This is a genomic window from Fontibacillus panacisegetis (assembly GCF_900102215.1).
In the GTDB taxonomy this organism is placed as follows: Bacteria; Bacillota; Bacilli; order Paenibacillales; family Paenibacillaceae; genus Fontibacillus; species Fontibacillus panacisegetis.
On record NZ_FNBG01000051.1, the window covers coordinates 717 to 17706 of the forward strand.

Consider the following 16990-nt stretch of genomic DNA (forward strand, 5'->3'; position numbering starts at 1 on the left):
ATACTTTAACCGTAACAAGTGATGTATTGAAATACTTTAAGTTTGTGGTGGATTGGGATAGTGGGTTTCTTTAACCGTAACAAGTGATGTATTGAAATTCACTTCCAATGTCGTCCACGATCTGAACGCCTATACTTTAACCGTAACAAGTGATGTATTGAAATGCGTAAAGTGGCCGCCGGAGTCAATCAGGGTTCTGACTTTAACCGTAACAAGTGATGTCTGAGATAAAGGATTGTGGTAACTGTAGACTAAATTCCTTTAATTATGCATTGTTTAACTCTAAATGTTCTCGATTTTTCGGCTGTAACACAAAGTCTTCTCTTTTTCAAACTTAATCACTAGATCTAATTCTACTTATATGTTTTCTTTTTCCGTAGCACCTTTATTGTTCTATTTGATGATTGTTTTTTTCAGGGGCTGAAGTCTACCTTCTGAATTTCGATTTTTCATTTGTAATTCCCTATATGATAAACTAAATGTTAAGATGTGGAACGAATTTTGTGGTGTACAGGTTAATGTTCTACAGGCAAGTTAAGGAGTAGGGGGAACGATAATGTCTTTTGTCATTATTAAAGACGAATATAAACGATACCGAATGGGTGAAACGACGATTGTTGCTAATGATGGAATTGATTTTGAGATAGAGCAAGGTGAATTTGCTATTATTGTTGGTCCAAGTGGCGCGGGGAAGTCTACGGTGCTTAATATTTTGGGCGGAATGGACACGGTAGATGAAGGTCAGGTCATTGTGGACGGAGTAGATATAGCGAAATTTAATCGCAAGGAGCTGACCGGATATCGGCGCAATGATGTCGGGTTTGTGTTTCAATTTTATAACCTGGTTCCGAATTTGACCGCCAAGGAAAATGTAGAGCTTGCTTCTCAAATATCACCCCATGCGCTGGATGCCGAAGAGGTACTCAGAAGCGTTGGGCTCGGGGAGCGCCTGAACAATTTCCCTGCACAGCTCTCTGGAGGCGAGCAGCAGCGGGTTGCGATCGCCAGAGCGCTCGCCAAGCAACCGAAGCTGCTCTTATGCGACGAACCGACAGGAGCGCTCGACTATAACACGGGACGGCAAGTTCTGCGTCTGCTTCAGGATACTTGCCGCAACACGGGGACAACAGTTATCGTTATTACGCATAATTCAGCTATCGCTCCAATGGCTGATCGGGTGATTGAAATTAACAATGCCAAGGTTCGTAAAATGACAAGGAATCCAAATCCAGTGTCGGTCGACGATATTGAGTGGTAAGGAGCTAAGGACATTGAGAAAAAAAGCGTTATGGAGCGATATTTTCAGGGAGATATGGCATACCAAGGCCAGGTTCCTCTCGATATTTGCCATTATTGCGTTAGGGGTTGGCTTTTTTTCCGGGATTAAGGCGACCGGGCCGAATATGCTCGACACGGCGGATCGTTATTATAAGCAGCTTGGGCTTATGGATATTAAGGTGCAGTCTACATATGGGCTTACTGATGATGATATTGATCTGCTTAGAAATCATGAGGGAATCAAGCAGGTTCAACCGGAATACAGCGGGGATGTTTTTTTAGGTGACAGCGGACTGATTGCCAAGGTGCACTCTTATAATGAAAAGGATGTTTTGAATCGTTACGTAGTCACGACGGGCAGAATGCCTCAGCAATCAGGAGAGATTGTGATCGATGATCTCGGAATGGACAGTGATTTTGCCATAGGCGATAAGATCACATTTACTAATCCTGATTCAGAAGCTAATTTGGAGGACACGTTTAAAACTTTAACCTACGAGGTAGTTGGTAAGGTCAGAAGCGCAGTATACATTAACGCAACAAGTCGGGGAACTAGCAGCATTGGTAAAGGGACTGCAGATGTTTTTGCAGTGATTCCGTCTGAGGATTTTAGTTTGTCGGTGTATACCGAGGCATATCTTAGCTTTGAAGATACTACAGGAGCTATTGCGTACACGACGGAATATGACGAGCTTATAGATCGGCATATGGAGGAGCTTGAGAATGAATTAAGCCCACGACCAGCCCTTAGGCTGGAAGAGGTTCGCCTAGAAGGTCAGAGTAAGCTTGATGAAGCGAAGGAGCAAATTGAAGAGGGTAAGACCAAACTTGCCGATGCCGAGAAGAAACTGTCGGATGCCAAGAGCAAGCTGGGGGATGGCAAAAAGCAATATGTGGAAGGCGTGTCCAAGCTTGAAAATGAGCTGAGTAAAGGTCAGGCGAAATTGGACAGTGCTGCACTGGAGCTAGAGAATGGCAAAAAAGAGCTTCAGCATAATCGTCTCACTCTTCGGGAAGGACAGAATAAGCTGAATGCAGCGAAAAAGCAATTGGAAGCCGAGCAGGCAGCTGCAGCCCCTCGTTTGAAGCAGGGAAAGGAGCTTGCGCAAGGGTTGACGCTTGCGGCTAATAGCGATCCCGAGAACATGTCCGCAGAACAAAAGCAGCAGTATATAGCAGGAGCAAAAGCAGCGGACAGTCAGCTTGGTGAAGTTGTAGCCAATTACATGAATGGCACAGTGGATGCGGCTGTACTTCAGGGGGCTATAGGTGGATTCCAAAAATCCTTGACCGAGGCTGAAGGAAAGCTGGCACAAGCAGCTCAGCAGCTGCAGGCCCAGCAGCAAACTCTTGATCAGGGACTGAAAAAATTAGCAGCAGGGGAGAAAAAGATTGCAGAGGACGAAGCTGACTGGAAGACGGGGACTGCTAAGCTGGCTGAGGCTAAAGAAACCGGAGAACAGAAGCTTGCGGATGCGAAGGTTAAGTTAGCTGAGGGTCAGGCTGAGTATGATAAAGGACTTGCCGAATATAACGAGGAGAAGGGAAAAGCAGATAAGGAAATTGCTGATGCCGAGCATGATCTGGCAGAAGGACAGAAGGACCTGAACGAGCTGAAGCTGCCGAAATATTATGTGCTTGATCGGAGCAGCACTTCCGGCTATACCGAATATAGCGATAATGCAGATCGTTTAGCAGCAATTGCAACGGCTTTTCCTGTGTTTTTCTTTTTAATAGCAGCTTTAGTGAGTCTGACCACGATGACTCGTATGGTAGAGGAGCAAAGATTACAGATCGGTACGTTAAAAGCGCTTGGCTACAGCAACGGAGATATTATGAAAAAGTTCCTTATCTATGCAAGCTTTGCTAGTATTGCTGCATCCATCGTGGGGCTTGCCGTCGGGTATACGCTTTTTCCTAAAATTATTTTTGATGCATACGGTACTTTATATAATTTACCGGATGTAAGCCTTAAAGTTTACACAAGCTACAGCATTATATCCGTGATCGTAGCTTTGATTTGTACGACGCTTACAGCGCTCGTTACTACCAGAGTAGAACTTCGCAGCCACGCTTCTGTGTTAATGCGGCCAAAGGCGCCAAAAAGCGGACAGCGGATAATGCTGGAACGTATCCAGTTCATATGGAAGCGTCTTGGTTTTATCGGCAAAGTCACTGCTCGAAATTTGTTCCGTTATAAACAGCGGATGTTCATGACGGTATGTGGTGTGGCAGGATGTACGGCGTTGATTTTGACCGGATTCGGGATGAGAGATTCCATTGGAGACGTTAGCGGGCTACAGTATGGGCAGATTATGAAATACAATGCTATCGTTGCTTTTAATGATGATCATAATGATAAGGAGAATCAGGCGAGATATGATGAGGTAATCTCGAATATTCCAGAGGTAACAGGCAGACTAAAGGTTAATCAGGAGAGTATGACTGCGATCGAGGAAGGTGTGAACAATCAAAGTGTGAAGCTGTTTGTTCCTGAGACGACGGAGCATTTTGAGGATTTTGTTGTACTGAAGGAACGTGGAGGTAAGGAAAGAGAACAGCTGGGTGATGGCGGCGCGATCATTACGGAGAAGCTGGCGAAGCTATACAGCTTAAATCGAGGAGATATCCTGACTTTGCAAAATAACGACAACGAGCGTTTTGAGCTTAAAGTGGCGGGTATCACCGAGAACTATGCGATGCACTACATTTACATGACTCCTGGTTATTACGAGGAAATCTTCGGAGACTCGCCAGAGTTTAACACAGAGCTGCTCAATTATGATTTGACGGATTCAAATTCCTCTTCTACGGCTAATGTGGAGGATAACAGTGTTTTCGAGGATGATCTTGGTGCAAAATTAACTGCCCTTGACGATGTGATGCTTGTTAGCTTTTCTAGCGGTGTGGGGCAAGGCTTTAAAGATACACTCGATAGTATGAATATTGTGGTCATCGTATTAATTGTTTCTGCTGCTGCATTAGCTTTTGTCGTATTGTATAATTTAACAAATATCAACGTATCTGAACGGATACGGGAGCTGTCTACGATCAAAGTGCTTGGCTTCTACGATAAAGAAGTCACGATGTACATTTACCGGGAAAATCTGATTCTCACCTTTTTGGGCATTGTGGCAGGTAACTTTGCGGGTATTCTTTTGCATCGCTTTGTACTCCGGACAGCGGAGATCGACATTATGATGTTTAGCCCAACGATTGGCTGGCTTAGCTACGTATATGCGTCACTGCTGACGCTGCTATTTTCCGGGATCGTGATGATATCGATGCATTACAAGCTGAAGCATATTGATATGATTGAAGCGCTGAAATCTGTGGAGTAGACAACGATACACGTGCATAGAGTTCGGGGGAATACACTTATGGCTACGATACTTTCTTTTCTAAAAAAATACCGAGTTGCTGCGATTTCCGCGATCTGCATGATGTTAATTGAGCTGTCAGTGGAATTGATTCAGCCGATACTCATCTCCAAAATCATTGACGACGGAATCGCTCACGATAATATTTCCGTTGTCTGGTTATGGGGCGGGGTATTAGCCTTAAGTGCACTTCTTGCTTTTGGAGCTGGCGTTGCCAGCTCTTTCTTTGCATCTCATGCCAGTCAGGGCTTTGGTTACGATCTGCGTGACAAGCTGTATGCGAAGGTAGAGTCGTTCACCTATGCGGTGTTTAACAAATTTCAAGCTTCATCCCTCATTACGAGATTGACCGGAGATATTACGCAGCTGCAGGAAATGGTGTTCATGAGCCTAAGATTTGCGACAAGGGTTCCACTTCTCGTTACGGGAAGTATGATCATGGCTCTGGTCGTGAATTTTAAGCTGGGGTTAATGCTTGTTGTTACGGTGCCATTATTAGTGTGGTTTGTGACATGGATGCTGAAAAAGACGTCGGCCAAGTTCCGTGAAGTACAAGCTGGAATGGACACTGTGAATGGGGTTATTCAGGAAAATTTGACGGGAATGAGACTGATTCGCATATTTGTACGCATGGGACATGAGACAGAACGCTTCAAGCGCCGCAGCGGCGAACTAATGCAAGGTACAGTGACTGCACTTAGATTGACGGAAACAACGATGCCATTATTGCTGCTGGTGATGAATGCCTCCGTCATTGCTATTTTGTGGTTCGGACGTATAGATATTGTTTCAGGTAATGCCAGTACCGGGGAAGTTGTTGCGGTATTGAATTACTCATTTCGTACGATTGGAGCATTGTCCGCTTTGTCATGGATTATGAGTTCCTATTCCAGAGCTGCTGCATCCGGGCTGCGGGTTATTGAGGTGCTGGAGACAGAAGATACTCAAAGTACAAATTCTGTCGGACATGCTGATTCTGAACGATTAGGTGAAGTGGAGTACAAAAATGTACATTTTCGTTATCCTGATGGCGATATTTCTGTGCTGGAGGATATTTCGTTTAAAATTCTTCCTAAACAGCGGGTTGCGATTATGGGAGCTACCGGGTCTGGTAAGTCATCGCTTGTTGGACTTCTTCCTCGTTTGTATGAAGCTACAGAAGGAGTTATTCGAATCGATGGCGTGAAAATTACTGATATGGAGTATACGGTGTTGCGTGAAGCCATTGGTTATGTTCCTCAGGAGGTTATTCTGTTCTCGGGGACAGTGAAGGATAACATTGCCTGGGGGGTCCCTGAAGCTGGCATGGAGCAAATTATTCAAGCAGCCAAGCAGGCACAAATTCACGAGACAATCGAATCTCTTCCAAAAGGCTACGAGACGATGTTAGGGCAGCGCGGAGTGAATCTGTCAGGCGGACAAAAGCAAAGGTTATCCATTGCCAGAGCGCTCATTCGTAAGCCTGCTATTCTGGTTCTCGATGACAGCACGAGCGCGCTTGATGTACGTACGGAGGCTGCTTTGCTTCAGGCGCTGACTGAGCTCGAATGCACTACATTTATCATTACGCAAAAAATCAGCTCAACTACCTCCGCCGATGTCATTCTACTCCTTGATGAGGGACGCTTAATTGCCAACGGAACCCATGAGGAGCTTATGGCAAGCTCTGAACTGTATCGAAAAATCTATGAATCGCAGCATGGGGAGGGAATTCTGCATGTTCAAGACATTCGTTGAACCCTTCAAGCATCCGTATCCTGAAATGGATGAAGCTGCACTCGCCAAATATCCCGGTAAAAGGCCAAAAGTACGAGCAAAGAACTGGTCTGGAACGCTGCTGCGCATCTGGAAGTACCTTGCTAACCGTAAAGCGAAGCTGTCACTCGTGTTATTTATGGTAGTCATTAGCTCGGTACTCGCCTTACTAGGGCCCTATTTGATTGGCATCGCTGTCGACGATTTTATTGAAGGAGTTGGCGGGTCGCCCTGGATGCTCTTTTTGGCTGGGTTAGGCCTTATCTACGCGGGTTCTTCATTAAGCACTTGGCTGCAAAATATTTGGATGATCGAAATTGCTCAAGAGACCGTGTATCGGATGCGGATGGATCTGTTTCAGCATCTTCACAAGCTGCCGATTCCGTTCTTCGGAAAAAGACAGCAGGGCGAAATCATGAGCCGGCTCACGAACGATATCGACAATGTTAGTTCGACGCTGAACAGCTCAGCCATTCAAATTTTTTCCAGTGTTCTGACGCTGATCGGCACAGTTGGGGTCATGCTGTATCTCAGCCCGATTTTAACGCTGCTTACTTTTGTCATTGTTCCGCTGATGGTTCTGGGCATGCGTTGGATTACACGCAGAACAGGACCGCTCTATAAGGAACGACAAAAAAACATGGGCGAGCTGAACGGTTACATTGAGGAGACATTATCTGGACAACGGATTGTGACGCTTTTTTCACAGGAGCAGCGGGTCATTACTGAGTTCAGACAGCGTAATGAGGCTATTCGGCAGGCGGGTTTTTGGGCGCAGACCATTTCGGGGACTATTCCAAAGCTGATGAATGCGCTGAACAACCTGAGCTTTGCTCTCGTTGCCGGAGTGGGTGGTTTTCTAGCCATCCGAGGCACGATTACGATCGGCGTTATTATCGTATTTGTCGAGTATTCCAGACAGTTCACCAGACCTTTGAATGATCTTGCTAATCAGTGGAATTCCTTGCTGTCAGCCATTGCCGGGGCGGAGCGGGTGTTTGAGGTGATGGATGAAGAGATCGAGGAGCGCTCGGACTCGGCATCCGTGAAGCTGGAGAAGATGCAGGGTGCGGTTGTTTTTGACGATGTAGCTTTTGCTTATGATGAGGGAAGAGACACGCTGTCAGGAATCAGCTTTGAAGCGAAGCCAGGAGAGATGGTGGCATTGGTAGGCCCGACAGGGGCGGGCAAAACGACGCTGATCCAGCTTCTGTCCAGATTTTATGATCCGGTGAAGGGCCGCATTACGGTAGATGGGACGGACATTACTTCAATTAGCCATGAAAATTTGCGCTCTCATATGGCGTTTGTGCTTCAGGATACATTTCTTTTTAAAGGTACGATTCGTGAAAATATCAGGTTCGGCAGGCTGGATGCTACGGATGAGGAGGTCGAGGATGCATCAAGGCTGGCAAATGCACACTCGTTTATTATGAGACTTCCCGGCGGTTACGATAAGGTGCTGGATACGGGGGGAAGCGGCATTAGCCAAGGTCAGCGCCAGCTGCTTGCTATTGCTCGTGCTATCCTGGCGGGTCCGAATATTCTTGTGCTGGATGAAGCGACGAGCAGCATCGACACTGTAACTGAGATCAAAATCCAGGAAGGGCTGCAGCGTTTGATGCAGGGTAGAACAAGCTTCGTGATCGCTCACCGTCTCAATACGATTCGCAAAGCCGATAAAATATTGGTGCTTAAGCAAGGCCATCTGATCGAACAAGGATCTCATGATGAACTTTTGGAGAAGGGCGGATTTTATAGCGACTTGTACCATGGCCATCTAAGCATGAATGGAGAGGAGGAACACGTTTGAATATGGAGCTATCCCACACTCAAACCTATTTGCGGAGTATGACTCTTTTAAGGGAGGAAGTGCCTTCTTTTAAAAAATATCCTTTCCATCTGCCTGCTGTAGCCCAGTTCGAACGATTGGATTTTCATCCTAAAGTAACTTATATCGTGGGAGAGAACGGGATGGGCAAATCCACGCTGCTGGAGGCTTTTGCGGTGGCGCTCGGCTTTAATCCGGAAGGCGGAACGCTAAATATGACCTTTTCGACGGCAGAGACCCATTCCGAGCTGCATCAGTATCTCCGTCCTATTCGAGGCGTGTATAAACCGCGGGACGGGTTTTTCTTTCGGGCAGAGAGCTATTATAATCTGGCAACGGAGATTGATAGATTAGATAATGAACCCAGCTTCTTTCCGTTACCAAATATTATCGAATCTTATGGAGGTAAGTCCCTGCATACGATGTCGCATGGTGAATCGTTTTTCGCCGCCTTTATGAACCGTTTTGGCGGAAAAGGCCTCTACATCATGGACGAGCCGGAAGCAGCCCTGTCTCCTTTTCGCCAAATGGCCATGCTCTCACGGATTCATGAGCTGGTGAACAAGCAGTCTCAATTTATCATATCTACACATTCCCCGATCCTCATGGCTTATCCGGATAGCGTGATTTATCAGCTTACACCAGAAGGGATTCAAAAGGTGGAGCTTGAAGAGACCGATCATTACGTGATTATGAAGGAGTTTGTGAATCATCGGGAGCGGATGCTGGGGGAGTTGTTGGAGGGGTAGTGGTTGGATCTGTTAAGATATATTGGGGTGAACCGTATCATAAGTAGGGGCAAGTTTTTTGGAGAAAAACTCGCAGGAGACTGTATTTACAGCATACAGACCATAGGAGCAGGGTAAATCACACTCCGGTCAGAATGGTGCATAAACGGGTTTCTGCGAGTTTATTTGTACTATAGAATGATGAAGGGCCAGTTCAAAAATGGTTACTCCAACCCTCTTTATTGAAAACGATACTTTACAAAATCTTTCTGCTCCGAACTAGCATTAAAAGTAGCATAGACGGAACGTCCTAAATAAAGAGGGACTTCTAACTTGTTCATATCTGGCATAGTCCATCCATCAATTTCTATGAATTTATCTTCATCTTTGTAAATAGTCTTGATTTCTCCTGCTACAAACTCATGGCTTCCATAATTTCTTGAATCTATTACCTTGCACTCATAAGCAAAATAGGCTTCTTTTAAAATTGGAACGTTAAGGTTTATACCATTATCATACTCAATGTTATACTCCGAGAATTTATCTATCTCTCTCCCAGTTCTAGTTCCTACAATCTGAATTAGTTCAGCATAGTTTGCCGGTACAAAATTAATACCTACTCTTTGCTGTTGATCCGAAGTTTGAGTGAGAGCAAAATGGCTGTGGATGTATTACGGAGAATATTTGAAACGTTCAATATATTAATATTTGTCTATGATTCTTTACTTTGCGAAAAGAAGCCTCTACCCAAAAGACAGGTAGAGGCTGGCTGTTGAAGAACTACAATTAAGAAATTGAAATCCTCAGATAGTCTTCTCTTCGTCCAGCGACGCTTCCGAAGAAGTAAAGGTTTTGAGAGACCGATACCTGCGGCGAACGTTCTCTAAGTTGGAAGAAGGCTATCTGGTGACCTTCAACCGTCTGCATGTAGGAAATTTCGCTGAATGAGATGCTGGTTCTGCCGCTTTGCCCAGCTACATCAGGGCCTATCTACCGATTTCAAGCTGCGAAAGTTAAGTTAATAAACTAACGTTCCCCATTAGTTCAAAGATTCAACAAGAAACTTAATTTTATCTTCTAACTCATCCATGCGACTACTGACATTCTGTTGTCAGTAGTGTTTTTGTATAATCTAGGTATTAGAAAGCCAAAGATGATATTAACTGAACTTTGCTTAAAGAGATTACTGAGGAGAACTTACTATGGAAACTAATAACAATCCATTTATTTTTGAAACACCCCTCATTGAAGGTGTAATTTGCAGACGACGAAATCGATTCATTATGGAAGTTGAGGTTGACGGAGTAATTTTTGATTGCCATTGTCCCACTACAGGTCGTATTGGTGACATCGTTTTTCGTGATGTCCCATGCTTGCTTTCAAAAAGCAATAATTTATTAAGAAAGACCCTTTATACAGTGGAGGCAATTTCAGTTGATTTACCATCAAATGTAAATAAATCATGGATAGGAATCAATCAGAATGCAGCAAATAGATATGTAGAACATTTTATAAAAAGCGGCCAACTTTCTAGTATGGTGATTAATGGTGAAGCAATAAAAAGAGAACAAAAAGTAGGCAACTCCAAACTTGATTTTCTTGTAGGTAATACTTATATCGAGGTCAAAACACCCCTTACGCGATTGCAGGTCGAGGTTAAGGAACATATCGAAACTAAGGAAGGAAGCAGTTTCACCTCATTTGAACGATTCATAAAACACATTGGGGAATTGGCACATAGTTTGAATGAAAATGACAAAGCAATCCTGTTAGTATGTTTCATCTATGATAGTTCTAAATATATTGGCTCATCCAATGGGAAATATAGCAGCTATATCCGGAATTCTGTGCAATCATCAATAAACCAAGGGGTTGAAGTGTGGCAGGTTAACTTCAAAATAACCCCTACAGAAGTAAATCTCGTACGTTATTTTGAAACAACGAAAGATATTATGAATGGTTGAATTCCAACAAGGGAGTGCAGCTTCAATATGAATAAAACAGAGCGTCTTTTAGCGATTGTGATGGAATTACAGCGAAGAAAATTGCTGACAGCTGATGAATTAGCAGAGGTCTTAGGGGTCAGTGTAAGAACGATCTATCGTGATATGCAGGTTCTGAGTGAAGCAGGTGTTCCCATAATTGGTGAGACAGGATTAGGATACTCTTTGATGGAAGGCTATTTTCTTCCACCAATTAGTTTTACTGTAGAAGAGGCAGTATCACTTCTTCTTGGAACTGAATTCACAGAAAATCGTTTTGATCCAACTTTTCGCAAAAGTGCTCGTTCTTCCCGCAGAAAAATAGAAGCAATTCTTTCTCGACCCATCCGTGAGGAGACAAACCGAATACAAAGGGGCATCCGTCTGATCCAAAAAGATGAAATGGTCATAATGACGCGGGAGAGAGTAAACTTGGGAATCATTCGTGAAGCCATGCTGGAGGGCAAGAAACTTCGTTTCACCTATCACAAGCGGGTTGCTGAAGCTGATGAAAACCGGGTAACTGTGCGAACTGTATCGCCTTTCGGATTGGCACATGATGAGCAGAACGGCTGGCTGTTAGTTGCTTCCTGTGATTTACGGGAGGATATTCGCCATTTTCGAGTATCCCGAATTAGTGACCTTACAGTGATTGATGATACATTTCAGATTCCCGATAACTTCAACCTTCAATCTTATCGGCCGAAGGATACCCGTAGCATACGGGTCTGTGCACTTTTTAATCCAGAAGTCACCGATAAAGTTGAAGAAGCTAACAACTATTATATGGAGAGTGCCGAGTCTAAAGAGGACGGTTACCATGTCACTTTTCGTGTCCGTCAACCGGAAGAATTGCTGTCTTGGATTCTTGGATGGGGGGCAGATGTGATAGTCACTGAACCTGAATCATTCAAAAACCGAGTAAGAGAAGAAATCGAAAAAATGAAAGAACGCTACTGACATCCTGTTGGCAGTAGGGGGCTTGTATAATGAAGACATACAAAATGAAAGTGAGGTTATTTACATGACTTTATAACGAAACGGATGGTGCACTGAAGATTGGTTTACACTAATAACATAAACAACCCCATATTCAAAGGAGGACATTACATTATGTCAGCAATTGGACCCGATTTCATTTCACTTCAAGTGAGCAATCTTGAAGGCTCTGCGGATTTCTATCAAAACTATCTAGGACTGGTGCGCTCACAGGCGGGACCACCTCATGCTGTGGTCTTTGAAACAAAGCCTATTGCATTTGCTCTTCGCGACCTAATGCCAGGAATAGAACTCGGTTCAGGTACTCAGCCTGGACTTGGTGTCGCTCTGTGGCTTCATGCCCCTGATACGCAAGAAATTCATGACAAGCTTATTGCAGCAGGCGTAAAGATTACATCCGCACCAATAGATGGACCATTCGGGCGAACCTTTACATTTGCCGACCCAGACGGTTACCTAGTTACCCTTCACAGTAAAGCCTAATACGCAAATGTATCCAGCTTAATAATAGTGATAACTTCCTCTGTCACAGGGAGCCAAGTGATTATTACAACATTAAGACCGTGTTCCTAAAAGTGATATGCTCCCCATACGGTAGACAGGTGAAATAATAAACCCTGTTACTGTGAGGTACCAAGGGGAGTTTTTTCATGTCGACGAATTGTCAAGCTAAGTGCAACACTTCTTCCTGAAACGATTCATGTTCTAACATCCCTGTTTTGGAGTTATCCTTAATTACCCGATTTACACAGGGGCGGTGAATCCCGTGTTTATTTAAGTCATCTTATATAGTAGCTTGTCACGCTCAAAAGTGACGTTTATGTTTGAATGTTTCGATTCGAATCTGACTCAAATAGGTTTGGTATACGCTCTAAAAAAGTCGCCTTCTATACCGCTCATATGAGGCCCACCTCAAAACTTGTCTCTTCAGACAGCGCGGGGAACCGTATCATAAGTAGGGCGAAATTTTGAGTAGAGAGATGTAGAAGAAGATCCTTCAATATATGATGCATTATGCAAAAAAAAGACGCCCTATTAGTGGCATCTAATAAGAATATCGGTACTGTTTCTTGCTCTCAATTTACAACAGGAGATTTCTCCTTTGTCTGAGGAATGGATAACTTGTAGTGTAAAAAAACGTTCTCGCCACAAAGTCTCTTTTGATCTTTGATTAAAAAGCTATCAGTAGCTGTAACCATATTTTGAAGAAAAATCAAGTCGGGCTCGATCTTATGCAAAATCAGTGAAACATTAAAAATGGCAGTGCATTGAGGTATTCTTGCACGGCCATTCTTCGTTGCTATTTGAATAGATTATAGGCATAGGTACTCCTAATTGTGCTGATATAACAAAATTCATTGATCATGATTACAAGAAATGTAAGACTGAGGTGAAAACGGCTTCGAAAGTAGTGAAAACAATTCGGCCGATATGGCATTTGAATTGGGGCTTATGAACTTTATAAGGGAGCGAGAAGATGGCTATAGAAAAGCAATATGCTTCAGATGTTAAAGTAATATTGTCGCACCGATATGATAATGGCTCAGACTACTGGACTACACCCGATAAACGCCTCATGAAGGGCTCACCTTTTACTACTTTGGACTGCGCATTGTATCTATTAGAATTAGGTATGAAACCAACAGAATCGATATTTCAGGAAACAGCAGAGCTGATCTTTAGCACTTGGCAGGATGACGGATGTTTCAAGGTATATCCGCAAGGTGGAATTTACCCCTGCCATACTGCACATGTGGCTGAGGTGCTTTGCCACTTGGGATATGCGTCGGATACCAGAATGAAAAAAACCTTCCAACACCTTTTGGATACCCAATATCCTGACGGTGGCTGGCGATGCAATAAATTTAGCTTTGGTCGTGGTCCAGAGACAGAGTATTCCAATCCGTTCCCAACTCTCACTATTTTGAACGCATTTCGCTTTAGCAACGATTTCAATAATGAACCTGCCCTTGATAGTGCTGTAGATTTCTTGCTCGAGCACTGGGACATTCGAAAACCGATTGGTCCATGTCACTATGGGATGGGAACATTGTTCATGCAGGTGGAATATCCATTTCGAAACTACAATCTTTTTGTATATGTCTATGTGTTATCCTTTTATGACCGTGCCAAGAAGGACAGACGTTTCTTGGAGGCCTTAGAAGCATTGGAATCCAAACTGGTAGATGGACAGATTGTCGTTGAACGTGTTGTTCCCAAGCTGGCCAAGCTTTCTTTCTGCAAAAAAGGCCTGCCTAGTTCTCTGGCGACGATGCGTTATCGTGAAATTACAAAAAATCTCGGACAGGTGTAGTATTTATTTTCTTGAGCGGAGCCGTAGCATACATAAAGCAGGGCACCCGATCGGGTGCCCTTTGATTTTCGCTCTATAGATGATACGGAGAGCTTTATCATAAGTAACGGCAAGTTTTTTTGGTGGGGGACGGGCAAGATTGCTTGCGAGGCATGAGATTGTAGAACATAAGCCGCCATTGTTCCACCTCCTCATCGTGAGTTCCAGCCAGTGTGAAGAGCGTTACCAGGTAATCGTTGTCGAACATCAACAATGAAAAAGAAAATGACCCCTCGAAAAGGGGGCGTGGTATTGGTCACGAATATGATATATATCTGAAAGTTCGCTTGAAGCGGTTGACGGGCAGAAACGCTCAAAGCACTGTAAGGAGGAATGGGAACGGAATGAAGCTCGACCTTCGAGAATTAGCGTTGTTTGCAGAACAGGCTGTAACAAAAGCAGGTGACAGAATTTCTGAATTGCGTCGTCGGGAAAAAATTGAAGTGAATTACAAGGATTTCGGTGAACTTGTGACATCCGCGGATCTGTTATCGGAAAGAGTCATTCAAGAAGCCATAATGGATAAATTTCCAGGTCATCGAATTCTTTCGGAGGAAAACGGAATACACAGCTGGGATAATTTTAATTTTGACGGTCCAGTTTGGGTGGTGGATCCCTTAGATGGAACAGTTAATTTTGCTCGGAACCTACCGCATTACGGCGTTTCATTGGCTTTTGCCCTTGATGGCGTAGTGCTGGCAGGAGCAGTATATGCGCCAGATTTGAACTGTACTTATGTTGGGATTAAAGGGGAAGGCTCCTATTGCAATGGTGAGCGTTTACGAATTCGACAATGTACTTCGCTACTAGATGCTGTCATTGGCACAGGTTTTCCGCATGATTCAGCAAAAGTGCAGCCAGCAATCGAAAGAGTAAATCGACTCAGAAGAAACTGTCGTGACATTAGGCGTTTTGCCGCACCAACAGTAGACATTTGTTATGTGGCGTCCGGAAAATTAGATGCGCATACGGAAAGTCTTGCACCGTGGGATGTAGCCGCCGCAGGCTTGATTGCACGGGAGGCGGGAGCATTGAGTTGCCATGTACAAGTGGTGCCCGATGGCATCCCTAATGAACTTTATGGTGAAGAGGTCATATTCACGACACCTGGAATCTTCGATGATCTCTTGACATTATTGCGGATGGAATCAGAATAAAAGATCCAGTCTCGTTTCAACATTGTTGCACATGCGAAAACGTTAGCTTAGTAAGGCATGTTCTTCAATGAAAGGCCATCCTTTGTTGGGATGGCCTTAAAAATTGCCGTTACAGACAGCGCGGAGAACCTTATCACAAGTAACGGTGAAAAAAAGGGAGTGTGCGCACACTCCCTTTGAGCTAATATTGTCTGTTATCAAATGTCTACTTCATATTAATCCAATAAGGCGAACCACACAGTTAGACCACTTAATTTACCGTCTTATTGACAAAATCAATCTCATTTCTGATCCCTTTGTGGGCGTCATTCCACAGGCCCTTTGTCAGGCGAATGCGCAGCAGGCATGTGTTAGGGTCTTCATCGTTATTGGCTTCGTTATACCACTCGGCGAATATTGTGCGCAGCTTTGTCATCATCTCCGCGTTTTTCTCGTCACATACCCAGCCCAGGTTTTCACCGATACCATCGGCCGTAAAGTTTTCGACGATGATACAAACGGCGACTTCGGGGTTTTGGGCGATCTGCTGCATCTTGCCTGAGGTCGCGTAAGTGACGGTGTAGAACGCGCCGTCCTCATAATAGGCGTCCACAATGCGGGCGGCGGGACGGCTTTTGCCATTGACCCCCGGTTCCAGCGCGATGGTAGACAGAGAGATCAAGCCGTCCTTGTTACCCACTTGTTCTTCCAGCAGCTTCATGGCTTCGTCGTACTTGCTCATTATATTACCTCCTAAATTGTCATAAGGCATACATTATTAAGCTTAACATTGTAAAATCTTAGTGCATGTGAAGAATAATACGATAAAATATTAAATCGCTGTCATAATCCTCTGCTCGACTTTGGTATGGTTCAACTGATAGAGTCTTAAAATAGTACACTTAGCAATAGTATAAGGTACTCGAGCAGGTGCCCTTCGATTTCGTTCTATAGATGTTACGGTGAACCGTACCATAAGTGACGGCAAGTTTTTTCGGAATGTCCATAGTTGTTTGAAGAAGTTCTCTACTTGATCGAGTAGCTCCGCAGGAAGGGCTATAACGCGGCGCATGAAGACAAAGTCCTGCTGTGTCTTCATGATCCTCATTCTTTCACTTCTCCTGAAAATGGAAAGGACCCCTCGAAAAGGGGTCTTGTACTGGGGCACTAGATGCGTCCGTTTCACTAGTGTGGAATGCGAGAAAAGTTATACAATTTCCTGGTATAGGATTTCTACATCCTTCAGCAGATTAGGTATCCAAGTTTCTGATCCAGGGATTATATCTGTACCACCATAAACAAGCCAACGTAATGTTTTAATCAGCCAACATAAACCGCCTATTTGCAATTGCCAGTTCAGATGATCAATTTGAAGATCAGTTACTTCAAGGTATGCTGAAACCATTTCTTCTCTTGAAAGATTACTCCAAGCGTGTGCTTCCGTAATCAAGCAATATAGGTCTCCAAGATGAGGACTTAGATATGAAATGGACCAATCGATCGGCATAACGCCATTGTCTTGAATCAATAGGTTCTTTGCATGATAAT

General features: G+C 44.1%; 14 protein-coding genes. 10 read left to right on the plus strand and 4 right to left on the minus strand.

The window, feature by feature from the left end:
* Window positions 1-556: 556 nt before the first annotated feature.
* The 5 genes from BLS49_RS23400 to BLS49_RS23420 are packed head-to-tail and all read left to right on the plus strand — an operon-like array spanning window position 557 to window position 8993.
* Complete coding sequence (locus BLS49_RS23400) at window positions 557-1258, plus strand: ABC transporter ATP-binding protein (protein WP_091236360.1); 702 nt, start codon at window positions 557-559, stop codon at window positions 1256-1258.
* Between the two features lie 13 nt (window positions 1259-1271).
* Window positions 1272-4619 (plus strand): FtsX-like permease family protein, encoded by a 3348-nt coding sequence (locus tag BLS49_RS23405; protein WP_091236363.1) that lies wholly within the window; start codon window positions 1272-1274, stop codon window positions 4617-4619.
* A gap of 39 nt (window positions 4620-4658) precedes the next feature.
* Window positions 4659-6395 (plus strand): ABC transporter ATP-binding protein, encoded by a 1737-nt coding sequence (locus BLS49_RS23410; RefSeq protein ID WP_091236364.1) that lies wholly within the window; start codon window positions 4659-4661, stop codon window positions 6393-6395.
* Complete coding sequence (locus BLS49_RS23415; RefSeq protein WP_091236366.1) at window positions 6376-8226, plus strand: ABC transporter ATP-binding protein; 1851 nt, start codon at window positions 6376-6378, stop codon at window positions 8224-8226. The genes BLS49_RS23410 and BLS49_RS23415 overlap by 20 nt, the downstream gene beginning before the upstream one ends.
* Before the next feature lie 2 nt (window positions 8227-8228).
* Window positions 8229-8993 (plus strand): AAA family ATPase, encoded by a 765-nt coding sequence (locus BLS49_RS23420; RefSeq protein ID WP_091236389.1) that lies wholly within the window; start codon window positions 8229-8231, stop codon window positions 8991-8993.
* Between the two features lie 218 nt (window positions 8994-9211).
* On the opposite strand, the gene BLS49_RS23425 is transcribed toward BLS49_RS23420, so the two are convergent.
* Window positions 9212-9640 (minus strand): flavin reductase family protein, encoded by a 429-nt coding sequence (locus BLS49_RS23425; RefSeq protein ID WP_281243755.1) that lies wholly within the window; start codon window positions 9638-9640, stop codon window positions 9212-9214.
* Window positions 9641-10174: 534 nt separating this feature from the next.
* Between BLS49_RS23425 and BLS49_RS23430 the strand changes: the two genes are divergently transcribed.
* The 5 genes from BLS49_RS23430 to BLS49_RS23450 all read left to right on the plus strand — a co-directional run bounded on the left by BLS49_RS23430 (window position 10175) and on the right by BLS49_RS23450 (window position 15463).
* Window positions 10175-10936 carry a DNA/RNA nuclease SfsA gene (locus tag BLS49_RS23430; protein ID WP_091236369.1) on the plus strand — a complete coding sequence of 254 codons (762 nt, stop codon included), beginning with the start codon at window positions 10175-10177 and terminating at the stop codon, window positions 10934-10936.
* Window positions 10937-10963: 27 nt separating this feature from the next.
* Window positions 10964-11914, plus strand: coding sequence for a helix-turn-helix transcriptional regulator (locus BLS49_RS23435; protein WP_091236371.1), 951 nt, complete (start codon window positions 10964-10966; stop codon window positions 11912-11914).
* Between the two features lie 153 nt (window positions 11915-12067).
* A complete protein-coding gene (locus BLS49_RS23440) occupies window positions 12068-12436 on the plus strand; it encodes a VOC family protein (RefSeq protein WP_091236373.1) in 369 nt (122 codons plus the stop codon).
* Window positions 12437-13430: 994 nt separating this feature from the next.
* Window positions 13431-14267: a prenyltransferase/squalene oxidase repeat-containing protein gene (locus BLS49_RS23445; RefSeq protein WP_091236375.1), complete on the plus strand. Its 837-nt coding sequence runs from the start codon at window positions 13431-13433 to the stop codon at window positions 14265-14267.
* A 383-nt stretch (window positions 14268-14650) separates the two neighbouring features.
* Window positions 14651-15463, plus strand: a complete 813-nt coding sequence (locus tag BLS49_RS23450; RefSeq protein WP_091236377.1) for an inositol monophosphatase family protein — start codon at window positions 14651-14653, stop codon at window positions 15461-15463.
* 250 nt (window positions 15464-15713) lie between these two features.
* Here BLS49_RS23450 and BLS49_RS23455 read toward each other — a convergent pair whose 3' ends face one another.
* From BLS49_RS23455 to BLS49_RS23465, 3 genes are all read right to left on the minus strand, one after another.
* Window positions 15714-16184 carry a pyridoxamine 5'-phosphate oxidase family protein gene (locus BLS49_RS23455; RefSeq protein WP_091236380.1) on the minus strand — a complete coding sequence of 157 codons (471 nt, stop codon included), beginning with the start codon at window positions 16182-16184 and terminating at the stop codon, window positions 15714-15716.
* 90 nt (window positions 16185-16274) lie between these two features.
* A complete protein-coding gene (locus BLS49_RS23460) occupies window positions 16275-16550 on the minus strand; it encodes a hypothetical protein (RefSeq protein WP_091236383.1) in 276 nt (91 codons plus the stop codon).
* A gap of 99 nt (window positions 16551-16649) precedes the next feature.
* Window positions 16650-16990: hypothetical protein (locus BLS49_RS23465; RefSeq protein WP_217640077.1), on the minus strand; the 341-nt coding region annotated here is incomplete at its 5' end.